Origin of the sequence: Bacillus sp. AFS012607 (genome assembly GCF_002558005.1) — a bacterium.
Lineage (GTDB): Bacteria > Bacillota > Bacilli > Bacillales > Bacillaceae_G > Bacillus_A > Bacillus_A thuringiensis_S.
Window position 1 is genome coordinate 322,160 of sequence record NZ_NTVM01000012.1, and the last position, 14,452, is coordinate 336,611.

Here is a 14,452-nt window from a genome sequence, read left to right on the forward strand (position 1 = left end):
AAGAAGCAGCAATAGCTGCTTCTTTTTTATAGTGCTTCTATAAATAAGGCAACCCCGATACCGCCACCAACGCATAAAGAGGCAATTCCTTTTTCTAAACCACGTCTTTTTAATTCGTGAATTAAACTTACTGTAATACGAGCCCCTGTACAACCAATTGGATGCCCAAGTCCTACGCCACTACCGTTTACGTTCACTTTTTCACGGTCTAAGCCTAACTCTTTCTCTACAGCTAAATATTGAGCCGCGAAAGCTTCATTAATTTCCAGTAAATCTGCATCTTCTAATGACCAATCTACTTTCTCTAATCCTTTTCGGATTGCTGGTGCTGGTCCAATACCCATAATTTTCGGGTCTACTCCAGCTACTGAATATCCAACAATTCTAGCTAACGGTTGTAAGCCTTTTTCTTTTGCTTTTTCTTCGCTCATTAATACTAGAACTGCACTTCCGTCATTCAGGCCAGATGCATTACCTGCAGTTACAGACCCATCTTTACGGAATGCTGGTTTTAACCCTGCTAATTTTTCCGCTGTAATATCTGCACGTGGATGCTCATCCTTCGAAAATACTACTTCTTTTCTACGTTCTTTTATTGTAATAGGAACAATTTGATCGTCAAAGTGTCCAGACTCGATTGCCTTCAGTGCCAATGTATGACTGCGAAGAGCAACTTCATCTTGTTCCTCTCTTGTAATTTCATATTGTTCAACTAAATTTTCCGCTGTTTCACCCATCATAATATGGTGAATCGGATCTTCTAACACTTCCCACACCGTATCACGAATTTCTCCGTGCTGTAGACGTTGTCCCCAGCGGTGCTGTTTCAATGCATAAGGGCTCGAACTCATCGCTTCTACTCCACCTGCAACAACAACATCACTTACACCTAATTGGATTTGCATTGCAGCTGACATAATTGCTTGCATACCTGAAGAACATTGACGTTGGATTGTATATCCCGTAACTGTGTCAGGAAATCCTGCCGCTAATGCAGCTGTTCTCGCCGTATTTGCTTCATCAGTTCTTTGAATACAATGACCTAAAATTACTTCATCAACTTCATGTGGTTCTACCCCGCCTCGTTTTACAGCTTCCTGAAGTACAGGAACAGCTAATTCTACTGGCGTTACATTTTTTAGCGCTCCTCCAAAAGTTCCAATTGGCGAACGAACTGCAGCTGTAATAACAACATTATGCATTTTGTACTTGCCCCTCTCTTATGTACCCTAGTAAGTTTTTAGGTGAAATTCCATAAGATGTATATCTATAACTATCATACTATAAACATACTAAAAAATCAAAATATTTCATATAATAAAAATAGAAGGAATTAACCTTCTATTCTGTCAGTGCATATAAAAACTTTTGCAAAATTTTCTCTGTCGTTTCATTCAATTTTGGCAACTTATCTACTGGAAAATATTGAAGTTTCAACCCTTCATGATCGAGCTTTAATTCCCCGCTCACATGATGTGCCTGATACAGATGAATGACATTGAAAATTTCATCGCCATTCGGATAACGGAAATATACTTCTTTTCCTGATAGAACACCAAGAAATTGCATTATTTTTGCAGTTAACCCCGTTTCCTCAAATAACTCTCTACGTGCCGTTTCTTCTGTCGTTTCACCTAGTTCCATCGCCCCGCCAGGTACACCCCAATCATATGTATCTGAACGATATTGAAGCAATACTTCTTGTTTATCATTTAATATAATGATTGCTGATCCTACGAGAATAAGCGGTCTTGTACCAACGACTTTTCGTAACTCTTCAATATACCCCATATGTAAATTCCCCTTTCCCTAACCTCCCTTATCATAACAAAATTTCTCTCTTTTTGTTCATGTAATTTTAAAGAAAAAAAGGAAGCTTTCGCCTCCATTTTTTCATCTTTATTTCTTAAAACTTTCATATTTTACAGCTTCAAAAGCTTCCTCAATTTCATCATTACGATAATGGACATATGTAAAACGACCCAATTCTACTAATCTTGCTATTTCCTGTAACGCTTTATGCTGCTCATATGTTTCTTTCAGCTTAATATGTACATAAAACTTCATTAAAGGATGTTCATATAAAGGTTCTCCCACCTCTACATATACATCTTCAACCCCTTGTACAACTCTTACATAACTCGCAAATTGATAAAGTGCTTCTCTGTCTGAAACGATTTTTAATGTATACATATATTCTCCCCCTTTCCTTTACTATATCAAAAAGACGACCATACCATGTTATAGAACTATGAAATTTTTTCGACTTGTCATCTATATATTCAATAAAGAAGGCGTTTATCCATACATGACATCTTTTTCCCACATATATTATAGGAAGAACTTTTTTTCATTTGAGGTGTTCCTTATGGATCCATACGTCAATATATGTATTTGCATTACTCCCGGCGCCGATATTTCTGATGACCGTATCGCAAAAGACTTAGCTGTTGCAGAATCAATTTGGCACCCCATTACATTTCAAATTCAAGAAGTAATTGTATTAAATGAACTTTTCCGTTTTTTTGACCGTGAAATCAGTTATAAAAATTCCATTCAAAGTCAAGAAAAGTTGGCATCCTTTTTCCAAACATGTGTAAATGAAGCTCCTGAATGCGACCTTTATATTTGTTATATTGGCAGTGATTATTTCAAAGAAACTGCAGTAATTGCCTGCGCTTATTCTTTAGCAAAACAACAGCAACTTACTGGCTATATCGTTTTAACAAATTCGGCTGCCCCTATGAAAAATATATATACGCTCGCTCACGAAATCGGTCATATTTTATTTACAAGACGTATTCATGGAAAACTTACTCATGCAGATCCTCATTCTCCAACCGGCTCGGAGCATCACCCTTCTCCAACAAATCTTATGTATCCGATAGTCCCTCGTCCAGAAAACGTTCATATTCATTCCTTATTAACAACAGAACAAAAAGCGCTCTCTTTACAAAGCTCTTTACTACAAAGAAAAAAACAGTAACCCTCATGTTACTGTTTAAAACAACTTGTTCCAATCAACAAACCAAATCCCGGCTGCTAGAAATAAAAATAGACAACTAAATGTAAATGTAATCCCTCTAAAAATCCCTATATAATATTTCTTTGGAAATAATTTTTTGCATATCCAGAGCAGCCGCTTTCCTATTAAACCGAAAAACAGAATATATCCTGATGTGTAATCTAATATATTAATAAAATAGTCAACATATATCCTTTTTATAAAAGAGTTATTGTTAGGTTAACCTTAGAAAACTACTACTCAATTTACCTATAAATAATACTGTCTCTCTTTTTATTCGTATACTTTCCTTTTTCTAATTTTATATGAATTTTCAAAAGCATATAAATAACAATGAAAAGAATTATTTGTTGTACATACATTCCAATAATACTTGATAAATCTATCATTACGAATACATATTCCAATGCAATTGGAACTAGTAAATACGCCAAAGTAAACCAACCACCAAATTTAATATTTACAATAGCTGCAAATAGAACTACTATTCCAACAAGAATGAAGCTTTCTGTCGCAGTAAATTTAATAAATGTTGTACCATAAAAATTATTTAATAATGCAATACTGAAAATTGATAAAAACCATATCGCACCTGTTATATACATAATTAAAAATTCAGTTCTTTTACGCTTAAATGAGGCTGTTCTCATGCCCCATATTAATACACTAATTCCTACAAAAATCATAATCGGATATCCGATTAATTCAATTAAAGAATAAGACAAACGATGGTCGGCTTCACTAAAAAATACACTCTTCATCATCGTGAATGCTAATAAATTTATAATAAAGTAAAGCAATAATTTATAATTCCCTTTTTTATCAACTTCCATCTCTTTGGCAAGTTGATTTGCATACTCTTTTGGAGCATGACCGAATATATCATTTACACTCTTTCCTCTCTTTTCTCCTTCTATTAAATGAACTTCCGCATCTTCTATAAAGGAAATAATATCAGCTTCTCTAATGCCCTTCGTTCGTAAATACCCTTGAGTATCATCTAAAAACTTTTGCCCTTCATTCGATAGCACTTTTATCACTCCCTTATTTAACCATTTCTCTTCTATTCGTCTTCATCATAATTTCAAGGGAAATTAAAATAAACAAACTTCCGTATAAACATATAATTTGAAATAACATTGGCATAAGATCTTCAGATGTAAATGTTTTAAACATTAACATAATAGAAAGCGGAATGATTAAATATAAGTTTTTAAACCACCCTTCAAAATATATATTTATAGCTACTGTGATGATAAAAATCCCACCAGCTAATATATAACTTTGGACTTCGGTGAATGTGAGCATTTTTGTAGGATATATCACATCTAATATCGTAACAGCTCCTAATAAAAACAATGGAGCAATCATAACTAAAGACCACATAGAAAACCATGTTTTTGTAAAGCTTGTGACGAAGGTCATTTTGCGAAGTAGAAAATTAGGACCCATAACAACTAAAATCAATGAAAAACTGTAACCGATACACTGAATAAGTGAAATCTGTAACATTCCATTACTCACTATTAAGATAGAAGCAATAATCCAAAAAGATACGATATTCATTACTGTAAAACCAATTTGCTTCCACGTTTCCTGTCTATCTCTTTCCATCACTTTTACAAGTTCATTTGCATATTCTTTCGGTGAGCTTCCGAAAATATCTTCCACACTCTTCCCCTCACTCTCACCTTCTATTAAATGAAGTTCTGCGTCTTCTAAAAAGTTTTCAATATCACTTTCTTTCACACTCTTTGCCGTCAAAAATAATCTCATATCTAACAAAAACTTTTGTGCTTCACTTGATAACATTATTTTCTCCTTCCCTTCCCTTCAAGTAAACGTTCTACACTACTTTGCATCGCTTCCCAGCGATCCATAAATTCATCAAGTGCTTCCTCGCCTTTTTCTGTTAATGTGTAATATTTTCTCTTTGGACCAGATGGAGATTCCTTCATTACGCTTGTTATTAATCCTTCTTTTTGCATTCGTATTAATAACGGATAAATACTTCCCTCACTCGCCATTGTAAAACCATACTTTGCTAGCTTCTCACTCATTTCATAACCGTATATTTCGCCTTCAGAAATAATAGCAAGTAAGCATCCTTCTAAGATCCCTTTCAGCATTTGACTTGTCGACATAATTCAAATCCTCCTACTATCTTGTTTTACAAGATAGATAAGCGTAAGTATCTCGCTTTACAAAATAGTATAGCAAAGACTATTTTGCAAAACAAGATAGCTAACGATATTTTTTCCAAATGTTTGCAGGAATTTCATTATAACCTCTCTAAATAGAGCACTATGAAAACTTTATTATGAAGGGATGTTTTTCATCATGGTTACAAATCGAGTTGTCTTTTTAACAGGTGCTGCGAGTGGTATTGGATATGAAGTGGGAAGTACTTTTGCAAAAGAAGGTGCAAAAGTTGTGATTACTGATCGTCTTGAAGAACGTGCGAAAGAAGCTGCTGAACAATTACAAAATGAAGGTTTTCAAGCTATCGGTTTAAAATGTGACGTTACATCTGAAGAGGAAATTACAGCAGCAATTTCTCAAACAGTTGATCATTTCGGTTCATTAGATATATTAATTAATAACGCAGGAATGCAACACGTTTCACCCATTGAAGACTTTCCAACTGAAAAGTTCGAGCTACTAATTCAAATTATGCAAATTGCTCCGTTTATCGCAATTAAGCATGCCTTTCCGATTATGAAACAGCAAAAATATGGTCGTATTATTAATGTCGCTTCTATTAACGGCCTTGTCGGGTTTGCTGGAAAAGCTGCCTACAATAGTGCAAAACATGGTGTAATTGGATTGACAAAAGTTGCTGCTTTAGAAGGTGCTACCCACGGGATTACTGTGAATGCCCTTTGTCCTGGCTATGTCGATACCCCTCTTGTACGTAATCAACTGCAGGACTTAGCCACTACACGAAATGTACCACTTGAAAATGTTTTAGAAGATGTCATTTATCCACTTGTACCACAGAAGCGTTTGCTACAAGTACAAGAAATCGCTGATTATGCTATGTTTTTAGCGAGTGAAAAAGCTAAAGGTATAACTGGTCAAGCTGTCGTTATCGATGGTGGCTATACTGCTCAATAAAAAATAAAGTTTGCTCAAGAAGAGCAAACTTTATTTTTTATCGCGAGGATCTTCGTACTTTAGTAATTGCCGCGGGAGCTTCTCAATTGCAACAATTACCCCCTCTAATTTACTTTCAATACGGTGGAGTAAATATAATGTTACAACAATTGGAAACCCTACATTACCTATCATCTTGATCCACTCTTCCATCCTCTTCTCCTCCTTTCATTATATAAGTAAGAGAAAACAATGCATTTAGGCATAAAAAAACAAGCTATTATGTATTAGCCTGTTTTTCAAATAATGATGCAATTTCTCGTTTATAATCCCCGCTTATAATACCTTTCTCAGTAATAATTCCTGTAATTAATTCGTTCGGTGTTACGTCAAATGCAGGGTTATAAACATTCGTTCCGATTGGTGCTACTTGTTTTCCAAAGATTTTCGTAACTTCTGTTTCATCTCTTTCTTCAATAATTATTTCGGCTCCAGTTTCTTTCCTAACATCAAATGTTGACAGTGGCGCAGCAACATAAAATGGGATATCAAAGTGCTTTGCTAAAATAGCTAAATTCATTGTCCCTATTTTATTTGCCGTATCTCCATTTGCGACAATTCGATCCGCCCCTACAATAATTGCATTTATTTCTTTCGTTTGAATAGCATGAGCTGCAGTATTATCTGTAATAAGGGTCACATCAATATTTGCTTGCTTCAATTCCCAGGTCGTTAAGCGACCACCTTGTAAAACTGGTCTCGTTTCACACGCATATGCATGTAAACGCACACCTTTCTCTTTTCCAATATAAAAGGGAGCTAATGCAGTTCCATATCTGGCAGTTGCGATACTTCCAGCGTTACAGATTGTTAAAATATTATCGCCATCTTTAAAACATGTTAACGCATATTCCCCAATATTTCGGCACACCTCTTCATCTTCCTGCTGAATGCGAAGCGCTTCTTCTTCTAATGTTTTTTGTGCTTCTTTTATTGTAGTAATCTCTCGAATAGATTCTCTCATACGATCAATTGCCCAAAATAAATTTACTGCTGTCGGGCGTGACGTTCCTAAATAATTACAATCTCTATTAAACTTCTTTTGAAATTCTTCAATATGTACAGTGTTATATTTTTTTGATGCAAGCGCCAAGCCAAATGCAGCTACAATTCCAATTGCAGGCGCTCCTCGTACTTCTAACATTACGATGCTTTTCCAAACCTCTTCAATAGTCGTCAATGTTTTGTATTCTGTGCTATGCGGCAATTTCGTTTGATTTAATACCGCAATTGCATCACCTTTCCAGCTTACAGATCTCGGAACAGTAACAATTGTACTCACGCTTTTACGCCCCCTGAAACTGTCTGTTGAAATAATGTTCGAAACAGTTGAATATCTGCACTTTTAGATTCATATTTTATTAGTTCTTTACCTAAGGATAGCGCTTGCTTCTTAGCTTGAATTCTTGTTTCTTTATTTTCTATTTCATCTAAATCTGCTACATGAGCTAAACCAATTGTTCTACGAATCAGTTCACATCCGGCAAATCCAACTGCATCAGTAAAGATATTTTGCAAAATAATTGGTAACCATTGTTTTTCTTTCGTATATACTTCTACACCTTCTCCAATCCATAACTTTGTAAAAGTCTCTACAAAATAACTCCACGTCTTTTCTATATGGAAAAATAGTACACTTCTTTTTTCTTCTTCTCTAGATAAAGCATTTAATAATAGATTTGCAATAAATTGACCTATGTCAAATCCAAATGGGCCATATGTCGCAAATTCTGGATCAATCACTTTCGTTTCAGAAGGTGACGAAAAAATACTACCAGTATGTAAATCACCATGAATAAGAGTTTCTTTTCTTGTTAAGAACTTATATTTATATTGTGCTACTTTTAGTTTTAAAGTTTTATCACTCCAAAGTTCATCAACCACGAGCTGTAAATCTGGCTCATAATCATTTGTATCATAATGTCCAAACGGATCTGTAAACACTAAATCCTCTGTAATTTTACAAAGGTCCGGATTTACAAAGGTACCTTCTAGTACCCTCTTCTCTTCTGACTGTAAACCAAAATCTGAAGTATAAAATAAAACATGTGCTAGAAAACGGCCGATATGCTGGGATAAAAGCGGATATTCTTCTCCGTCTATTAATCCTTTTCTTGTAATTGTTAGTCTTGATAAGTCTTCTATTACCGTTATCGCTAACTCTTCATCATGACTGTACACTACCGGAACATAATCCGGTACATACTGCGCAAAAATTTGCAGTGCCTTGCTTTCAATCGTTGCTCTTTTTATAGACAATGGCCAGCTTTCACCAACTACTTTCGCATAAGGCAGTGCTTGTTTTATTATAATTGATTTCTCTCCATCATCTAATTTGAACACGTAATTTAAGTTTCCGTCTCCAATTTCATGACAAACGACATTTGCCTTCGCTTCAAAATAGCCATGATCTTTCGCATATTGTACAGCTGTTATTTCTGTTAATGAATAATATCCCATCGTCTTCTCCCCCTTTTTAAATTCAGAGGTTTTTCTAACATAGAAAAACCTCTTTCCACTAAGAAAGAGGTTTGAAGTTTATCTTCTCCCCTCTTATCTGCCAGAAAGTTTTACTTTCTGCTGGAATTAGCACCGTGCCTTTTGGCGTAATAAACGCCCCATTTCACAATGGTATTACGGTCGGTTGCTGGGCTTCATCGGGCCAAATCCCTCCACCTGCTCTTGATAAGAGTTGTATAATTTTTTGAATTTTTAACTTTATGTTGAAGACTATACCAAGAATAAAAATCACTTGTCAACATTTTATTTGTATAATTCTGGACGGCGATCCGCAAAAACTGGAATTCCTTTACGTACTTCTTTAATTTTCTCGAATTCAAGCTCTCCAAATAAAATTGATTCCTCTTCATTCGCCTCTACTACAACTTCACCCCAAGGGTCCACAATTAAAGAATGACCCGCAAATACATTATTTGGATCCTTTCCTGCTCTATTACACGCAACAACATAACACTGATTTTCAACCGCTCTTGCTTGCAATAGCAAACGCCAATGTGCTAAACGAACTAATGGCCATTCTGCTACAACAAATAATACTTTTGCCCCTTTAGCAGTATGGACACGCATCCACTCTGGAAAACGAATATCATAACAAATTGTTCCAGCACATTCAACATCATCTAGCTTAAATTCGCCCGTACTATTACCAGCTATTAAATATTTATGTTCATCCATAAGCTGAAATAAGTGTACTTTACTATATTCGTTGACTAGCTGTCCTTCATTATTTACAACATACATCGTATTTGTAACGCCTTGCTCCGTTTGCTTTGCTATGGACCCACCAACAATATGTACATCATATTGCTTCGCCCATTCTATTAACTTTTCTTTCGTTTCCACTCCATCCCTATCTGCAATTTCAGAAAGTCTCGTTAAATCATATCCTGTTGTCCATAACTCTGGTAAGACGATAACATCTGGCCTTTCCTTCATAGCTTCGCTTATTTTATTTTTAGCATTCTCAATATTTTTTTCTACATCTCCAAAAACAATATCCATTTGAATACATGCGACTTTCATTTTTTCAGCCCCATTCTTATTTTTCTCTTTACAAAATACTGGAAAGATTATATCATTTGTCACTAGAATTGTAACAACTTTCAAAAGAGGTGGAAAGTATGAAATTATTTCAACCTTCTGAGATAGTAACATCATTGCCAACACAATTTTTCGCTTCACTTGTTGCAAAAGTTAACAAAGTCGTTGCAGCTGGTCACGATGTTATTAATCTAGGTCAAGGTAATCCAGATCAACCAACACCGCAGCATATCGTAAAAGCTTTACAAGATGCTGCCGAAAAGACCATTCATCATAAATATCCGCCATTTCGCGGACATGAAAGTTTAAAAGAAGCCGTGGCAACATTCTATCAACGTGAATATGATGTAGTAGTAAATCCGAAAACTGAAGTTGCTATATTGTTTGGTGGAAAGGCTGGATTAGTAGAATTACCAGTTTGTTTTACAAACCCTGGTGATTCGATTCTCGTTCCAGATCCAGGCTATCCAGATTATTTATCAGGAGTTGCTTTAGCAAAAGCACAATTTGAAACAATGCCGCTTATTGCAGAAAATAACTTTTTACCAGATTACACAAAAATTAATAACTCTATTGCCGAGCGTGCAAAATTAATGTTTTTAAACTATCCAAATAATCCTACAGGTGCTACTGCATCAAAAGATTTTTTTGATGCAACTATTCATTTTGCTAATAAACATAATATACTAGTGGTTCATGATTTTGCTTACGGTGCGATTGGATTCGATGGTCAAAAACCTGTTAGTTTCTTGCAAGCAGACGGTGCTAAAAATACAGGTATTGAAATTTACACTCTATCGAAAACTTTCAATATGGCTGGATGGCGTATTGCTTTTGCAGTAGGGAATGAAAGTGTCATTGAAACCATTAACTTATTACAAGATCATATGTATGTTAGTATTTTTGGTGCAGTTCAAGATGCTGCCCGCGAAGCACTATTAAGTTCACAGTCTTGCGTAATAGACCTTGTAAATAGTTACGAATCTCGACGAAACGCTCTTATTTCGGCTTGTCAATCAATTGGTTGGAATGTAGACATTCCAACAGGGTCATTCTTTGCATGGCTTCCTGTTCCAAAAGGATATACCTCTGAGCAATTTGCTGATATTTTACTAGAAAAAGCACATGTTGCAGTTGCTCCTGGTGTTGGATTTGGTGAACATGGCGAAGGGTATATCCGTGTTGGTCTCTTGCATACAGAAGATAGATTACGGGAAGCCATTAATCGAATTGATAAATTAAATTTTTTCAAAAAGTAATTGACAACATGAAAAATATCTGACAAAATTCAGTTATCTTAAAAATTTAAACATTTCTAAATACTTCTTATCAAGAGCAGGTGGAGGGACGAGCCCGATGAAACCCGGCAACCGATCTACAATTGTAGACACGGTGCTAATTCTCGCAGCATTACGCTGACAGATAAGGAGCTGGTTGTAAAAAAACCTCTCCTTAGCTGAGAGGTTTTTTTATTTAACTAGGAGGTTATAACAATGAGCGGAATTATAGCGACGTATTTAATCCATGATGATTCACATAACTTAGAAAAAAAGGCTGAGCAAATTGCACTTGGTTTAACAATTGGCTCTTGGACTCATTTGCCACAATTATTGCAAGAACAATTAAAGCAACATAAAGGCAACGTCATTCATATTGTGGAATTAGCTGAACATCAACATACAAATTCGTATTTACGTAAAAAAGTAAAACGCGGAATTATTAAAATCGAATATCCGTTATTAAACTTCAGTCCAGATTTACCAGCAATTTTAACGACTACATTTGGAAAGCTATCCCTTGATGGCGAAGTAAAATTAATTGACTTAACTTTTTCAGACGAGTTAAAAAAACATTTTCCTGGGCCAAAATTCGGGATAGATGGTATTCGAAATCTTTTACAAGTGCATGATCGTCCCCTTTTAATGAGTATTTTTAAAGGAATGATTGGACGAAATATTGGGTATTTAAAAACGCAATTACGCGATCAAGCAATTGGTGGTGTAGATATAGTAAAAGATGATGAAATATTATTTGAAAATGCATTAACACCACTTACGAAACGCATTGTATCTGGAAAAGAAGTTTTACAATCCGTATATGAAACATACGGACATAAAACGTTATATGCCGTAAATTTAACAGGACGAACTTTTGATTTAAAAGAAAGTGCGAAACGTGCAGTGCAAGCTGGAGCTGATATTCTATTATTTAACGTATTTGCTTACGGACTAGATGTACTGCAATCACTTGCAGAAGATGATGAAATCCCAGTTCCTATTATGGCACACCCTGCTGTAAGTGGTGCTTATTCAGCATCTAAGTTATATGGAATTTCATCTCCATTATTACTCGGAAAGCTACTACGCTATGCTGGGGCTGACTTTTCATTATTCCCATCTCCATACGGAAGTGTTGCGCTAGAAAAAGAGGAAGCTCTTGCTATCTCAAAATATTTAACTGAAGACGATGCATTTTTCAAGAAGAGCTTTTCTGTTCCATCTGCTGGTATTCACCCTGGTTTCGTTCCCTTTATTGTACGAGATTTCGGTAAAGATGTTGTTATTAATGCTGGCGGCGGGATACATGGACATCCAAATGGAGCGCAAGGCGGTGGTAAAGCATTCCGTACTGCAATTGAGGCTACTTTGCAAAATAAACCACTCCATGAAGTAGATGACATAAATTTGCATAGTGCACTACAAATATGGGGAAATCCCTCTCATGAGGTGAAATTATGAGTATTCAAGTATTTTGTGATTTCGATGGCACGATTACAAATAATGATAACATTATGTCCATTATGGAAAAATTCGCACCACCAGAAGCTGAAGAAGTAAAGAATAGAATTTTATCACAAGAGCTATCTATTCAAGAAGGTGTTTCTCAATTATTTCGATTAATACCTACTCATCTGCACGATGAAATTATTCAATTTTTAATAGAAACTGCTGAACTTCGTAATGGTTTTCATGAATTTATACAATTTGTAAATGAAAATAACATTTCTTTTTACGTTATATCAGGTGGAATGGATTTCTTCGTCTATCCACTCTTACAAGGACTCATTCCAAAAGAGCAAATTTACTGTAATGAAACAGATTTTTCAAATGAATACATTACGGTGAATTGGCCTCATCCTTGTGATCATCATTGTCAAAATCATTGCGGATTATGTAAATCATCTCTCATCCGTAAATTGAGTGATACGAATGACTTCCATATTGTGATTGGAGATTCAATTACTGATTTACAAGCTGCGAAACAAGCAGATAAAGTATTTGCTCGTGACTTCCTTATTACAAAGTGTGCAGAGAATTATATTGCTTATACACCGTTTGAAACATTCCATGATATTCAAAATGAATTAAAACATTTGTTGGAGGTGAAATCATGAAACAACTTTTTCGTCAATGGTATGACTTAAGCGAGATAAAAAAAGAATTAACAACTCGAAATTGGTTCCCAGCAACAAGTGGTAATATTTCTATAAAAGTTAGTCATGAGCCACTTACTTTTCTCATTACAGCAAGCGGTAAAGATAAAACAAAAACCACTCCAGATGATTTTCTATTAGTAGATCATGTAGGAGTTCCTGTTTTAGAGACTGAATTACGCCCTTCAGCAGAAACAGTATTGCATACACATATTTATAACAATACAAATGCCGGGTGCGTACTTCATGTTCATACAACTGATAACAATGTCATCACAAATTTATATAATGATGCAGTCACCCTTCAAAATCAAGAAATTATTAAAGCTCTCGATATTTGGGAAGAAGGTGCAACAATTCACATTCCTATTATCGAAAACCATGCCCATATCCCAACGCTTGGAGAAAACTTCCGAAAGCATATAAAAGGTGATTCAGGAGCAGTATTAATCCGTAACCACGGTATTACCGTATGGGGCCGAGATAGCTTTGATGCAAAGAAAAGATTAGAAGCTTATGAGTTTTTATTCCAATTTCATATAAAACTATTATCAATTCAAGGAGGCGTTTCTAATGGCGCAAATTCGTATTCATGAAGTAAATACTCGCATTGAAAATGAAGTGGAAGTATCTAAATTTCTACAAGAGGAAGGCGTTTTATATGAGAAATGGAACATTTCTAAACTTCCTACTCATTTAAATGAAAATTATTCGTTAACAGATGAAAACAAAGCTGAAATATTAGCTGTTTTTTCAAAAGAAATCGCTGATGTTTCAGCAAGTCGAGGTTATAAAGCACATGATGTAATTTCACTTTCAAATAGCACACCTAACCTTGACGAATTATTAATTAATTTCCAAAAAGAACATCATCATACAGATGACGAAGTTCGCTTTATCGTCAGTGGTCATGGCATTTTCGCTATTGAAGGCAAAGATGGGAAATTCTTTGATGTTGAACTTGAGCCAGGCGATCTCATATCTGTTCCTGAAAATGCAAGACATTATTTTACCTTGCAAGATGATCGTCAAGTTGTAGCTATTCGTATTTTTGTGACAACTGAAGGCTGGGTTCCAATCTATTAAGGTAGTTAGTTGAATAAAAGGACTTGGACCCCCTTTTCCAAACTTTTATTCACTCTACATATATACATCCTCCTATGGAACAGGCTTATTTCATTTTTGAAATAAGCCTGATTTTTTATTTACTCAAAAGTACCACTTCATCACAAATTTAACACCTTGATTTTTCAAGTATATTTTTTGAACATTTTTTG

18 protein-coding genes and 2 riboswitches are annotated in these 14,452 nt (G+C 35.2%); of the genes, 7 read left to right on the forward strand and 11 right to left on the reverse strand.

What is annotated here, in order from left to right; genetic code table 11:
* Window positions 1-26: 26 nt before the first annotated feature.
* The 3 genes from CN409_RS15000 to CN409_RS15010 form a co-directional block, all read right to left on the reverse strand.
* A complete protein-coding gene (locus CN409_RS15000; RefSeq protein ID WP_000552075.1) occupies window positions 27-1,202 on the reverse strand; it encodes an acetyl-CoA C-acetyltransferase in 1,176 nt (391 codons plus the stop codon).
* A gap of 139 nt (window positions 1,203-1,341) precedes the next feature.
* Window positions 1,342-1,791 (reverse strand): NUDIX hydrolase, encoded by a 450-nt coding sequence (locus CN409_RS15005; RefSeq protein WP_002005651.1) that lies wholly within the window; start codon window positions 1,789-1,791, stop codon window positions 1,342-1,344.
* 108 nt (window positions 1,792-1,899) lie between these two features.
* The gene (locus CN409_RS15010; RefSeq protein WP_000288330.1) at window positions 1,900-2,193 is read right to left on the reverse strand and encodes a DUF3928 family protein; all 294 of its coding nucleotides are present in this window, start codon (window positions 2,191-2,193) and stop codon (window positions 1,900-1,902) included.
* Between the two features lie 175 nt (window positions 2,194-2,368).
* On the opposite strand from CN409_RS15010, the gene CN409_RS15015 reads away from it, so the two are divergent.
* Complete coding sequence (locus CN409_RS15015; protein ID WP_000371606.1) at window positions 2,369-2,986, forward strand: ImmA/IrrE family metallo-endopeptidase; 618 nt, start codon at window positions 2,369-2,371, stop codon at window positions 2,984-2,986.
* Window positions 2,987-3,001: 15 nt separating this feature from the next.
* Here the strand turns inward: CN409_RS15015 and CN409_RS32365 are convergent, their stop codons facing one another.
* Genes CN409_RS32365 through CN409_RS15035 form a run of 4 tightly spaced genes read right to left on the reverse strand, consistent with a single transcriptional unit; the run spans window position 3,002 to window position 5,169 of the window.
* Window positions 3,002-3,226, reverse strand: coding sequence for a DNA-binding protein (locus tag CN409_RS32365; protein ID WP_309445958.1), 225 nt, complete (start codon window positions 3,224-3,226; stop codon window positions 3,002-3,004).
* Window positions 3,227-3,270: 44 nt separating this feature from the next.
* Entirely contained in the window at window positions 3,271-4,056 is a 786-nt protein-coding gene (locus CN409_RS15025; protein WP_000950457.1) for a DUF1129 domain-containing protein, read from the reverse strand.
* Window positions 4,057-4,069: 13 nt separating this feature from the next.
* On the reverse strand, window positions 4,070-4,837 hold the full coding sequence (locus tag CN409_RS15030) for a DUF1129 domain-containing protein (RefSeq protein WP_097981373.1): 768 nt from the start codon (window positions 4,835-4,837) through the stop codon (window positions 4,070-4,072).
* Window positions 4,837-5,169 (reverse strand): PadR family transcriptional regulator, encoded by a 333-nt coding sequence (locus CN409_RS15035; protein WP_000107977.1) that lies wholly within the window; start codon window positions 5,167-5,169, stop codon window positions 4,837-4,839. The genes CN409_RS15030 and CN409_RS15035 overlap by 1 nt, the downstream gene beginning before the upstream one ends.
* 196 nt (window positions 5,170-5,365) lie before the next feature.
* On the opposite strand from CN409_RS15035, the gene CN409_RS15040 reads away from it, so the two are divergent.
* Window positions 5,366-6,142, forward strand: a complete 777-nt coding sequence (locus CN409_RS15040) for a 3-hydroxybutyrate dehydrogenase (RefSeq protein ID WP_000258453.1) — start codon at window positions 5,366-5,368, stop codon at window positions 6,140-6,142.
* A 30-nt stretch (window positions 6,143-6,172) separates the two neighbouring features.
* On the opposite strand, the gene CN409_RS15045 is transcribed toward CN409_RS15040, so the two are convergent.
* From CN409_RS15045 to CN409_RS15060, 4 genes are all read right to left on the reverse strand, one after another.
* A complete protein-coding gene (locus tag CN409_RS15045; protein WP_000393336.1) occupies window positions 6,173-6,334 on the reverse strand; it encodes a YvrJ family protein in 162 nt (53 codons plus the stop codon).
* A 67-nt stretch (window positions 6,335-6,401) separates the two neighbouring features.
* Window positions 6,402-7,463: an S-methyl-5-thioribose-1-phosphate isomerase gene (gene mtnA, locus CN409_RS15050; RefSeq protein WP_000104611.1), complete on the reverse strand. Its 1,062-nt coding sequence runs from the start codon at window positions 7,461-7,463 to the stop codon at window positions 6,402-6,404.
* Entirely contained in the window at window positions 7,460-8,641 is a 1,182-nt protein-coding gene (gene mtnK / locus CN409_RS15055) for an S-methyl-5-thioribose kinase (RefSeq protein ID WP_000542676.1), read from the reverse strand. The genes mtnA and mtnK overlap by 4 nt, the downstream gene beginning before the upstream one ends.
* Before the next feature lie 90 nt (window positions 8,642-8,731).
* A riboswitch (SAM riboswitch) is annotated at window positions 8,732-8,873 on the reverse strand.
* A 71-nt stretch (window positions 8,874-8,944) separates the two neighbouring features.
* A complete protein-coding gene (locus CN409_RS15060; RefSeq protein ID WP_016080413.1) occupies window positions 8,945-9,808 on the reverse strand; it encodes a carbon-nitrogen family hydrolase in 864 nt (287 codons plus the stop codon).
* A gap of 14 nt (window positions 9,809-9,822) precedes the next feature.
* Here CN409_RS15060 and CN409_RS15065 point away from each other — a divergent pair, with 14 nt between their 5' ends.
* From CN409_RS15065 to CN409_RS15085, 5 genes are all read left to right on the forward strand, one after another.
* Entirely contained in the window at window positions 9,823-11,001 is a 1,179-nt protein-coding gene (locus CN409_RS15065) for a pyridoxal phosphate-dependent aminotransferase (protein WP_097981605.1), read from the forward strand.
* Between the two features lie 64 nt (window positions 11,002-11,065).
* Window positions 11,066-11,171, forward strand: a riboswitch (SAM riboswitch).
* A gap of 64 nt (window positions 11,172-11,235) precedes the next feature.
* Window positions 11,236-12,480: a 2,3-diketo-5-methylthiopentyl-1-phosphate enolase gene (mtnW, locus tag CN409_RS15070; RefSeq protein ID WP_086402859.1), complete on the forward strand. Its 1,245-nt coding sequence runs from the start codon at window positions 11,236-11,238 to the stop codon at window positions 12,478-12,480.
* On the forward strand, window positions 12,477-13,136 hold the full coding sequence (gene mtnX, locus CN409_RS15075; protein WP_000027488.1) for a 2-hydroxy-3-keto-5-methylthiopentenyl-1-phosphate phosphatase: 660 nt from the start codon (window positions 12,477-12,479) through the stop codon (window positions 13,134-13,136). The genes mtnW and mtnX overlap by 4 nt, the downstream gene beginning before the upstream one ends.
* Complete coding sequence (locus tag CN409_RS15080; protein WP_086402858.1) at window positions 13,133-13,771, forward strand: methylthioribulose 1-phosphate dehydratase; 639 nt, start codon at window positions 13,133-13,135, stop codon at window positions 13,769-13,771. Before mtnX ends, CN409_RS15080 begins: the two co-directional genes overlap by 4 nt.
* Window positions 13,749-14,261, forward strand: coding sequence for a 1,2-dihydroxy-3-keto-5-methylthiopentene dioxygenase (locus CN409_RS15085; RefSeq protein WP_000057322.1), 513 nt, complete (start codon window positions 13,749-13,751; stop codon window positions 14,259-14,261). Before CN409_RS15080 ends, CN409_RS15085 begins: the two co-directional genes overlap by 23 nt.
* Window positions 14,262-14,452 lie beyond the last annotated feature (191 nt).

Bases quoted from the DNA above. Each gene is read 5' to 3' on its own strand.
- mtnK (WP_000542676.1), bottom strand. From the start codon at position 8,641: ATGGGATATTATTCATTAACAGAAATAACAGCTGTACAATATGCGAAA.
- mtnW (WP_086402859.1), top strand. From the start codon at position 11,236: ATGAGCGGAATTATAGCGACGTATTTAATCCATGATGATTCACATAAC.
- CN409_RS15080 (WP_086402858.1), top strand. From the start codon at position 13,133: ATGAAACAACTTTTTCGTCAATGGTATGACTTAAGCGAGATAAAAAAA.
- CN409_RS15035 (WP_000107977.1), bottom strand. From the start codon at position 5,169: ATGTCGACAAGTCAAATGCTGAAAGGGATCTTAGAAGGATGCTTACTT.
- CN409_RS15015 (WP_000371606.1), top strand. From the start codon at position 2,369: ATGGATCCATACGTCAATATATGTATTTGCATTACTCCCGGCGCCGAT.
- CN409_RS15000 (WP_000552075.1), bottom strand. From the start codon at position 1,202: ATGCATAATGTTGTTATTACAGCTGCAGTTCGTTCGCCAATTGGAACT.
- CN409_RS15085 (WP_000057322.1), top strand. From the start codon at position 13,749: ATGGCGCAAATTCGTATTCATGAAGTAAATACTCGCATTGAAAATGAA.
- CN409_RS15005 (WP_002005651.1), bottom strand. From the start codon at position 1,791: ATGGGGTATATTGAAGAGTTACGAAAAGTCGTTGGTACAAGACCGCTT.
- CN409_RS15030 (WP_097981373.1), bottom strand. From the start codon at position 4,837: ATGTTATCAAGTGAAGCACAAAAGTTTTTGTTAGATATGAGATTATTT.
- CN409_RS15040 (WP_000258453.1), top strand. From the start codon at position 5,366: ATGGTTACAAATCGAGTTGTCTTTTTAACAGGTGCTGCGAGTGGTATT.
- CN409_RS15010 (WP_000288330.1), bottom strand. From the start codon at position 2,193: ATGTATACATTAAAAATCGTTTCAGACAGAGAAGCACTTTATCAATTT.
- mtnX (WP_000027488.1), top strand. From the start codon at position 12,477: ATGAGTATTCAAGTATTTTGTGATTTCGATGGCACGATTACAAATAAT.
- CN409_RS15045 (WP_000393336.1), bottom strand. From the start codon at position 6,334: ATGGAAGAGTGGATCAAGATGATAGGTAATGTAGGGTTTCCAATTGTT.
- CN409_RS15065 (WP_097981605.1), top strand. From the start codon at position 9,823: ATGAAATTATTTCAACCTTCTGAGATAGTAACATCATTGCCAACACAA.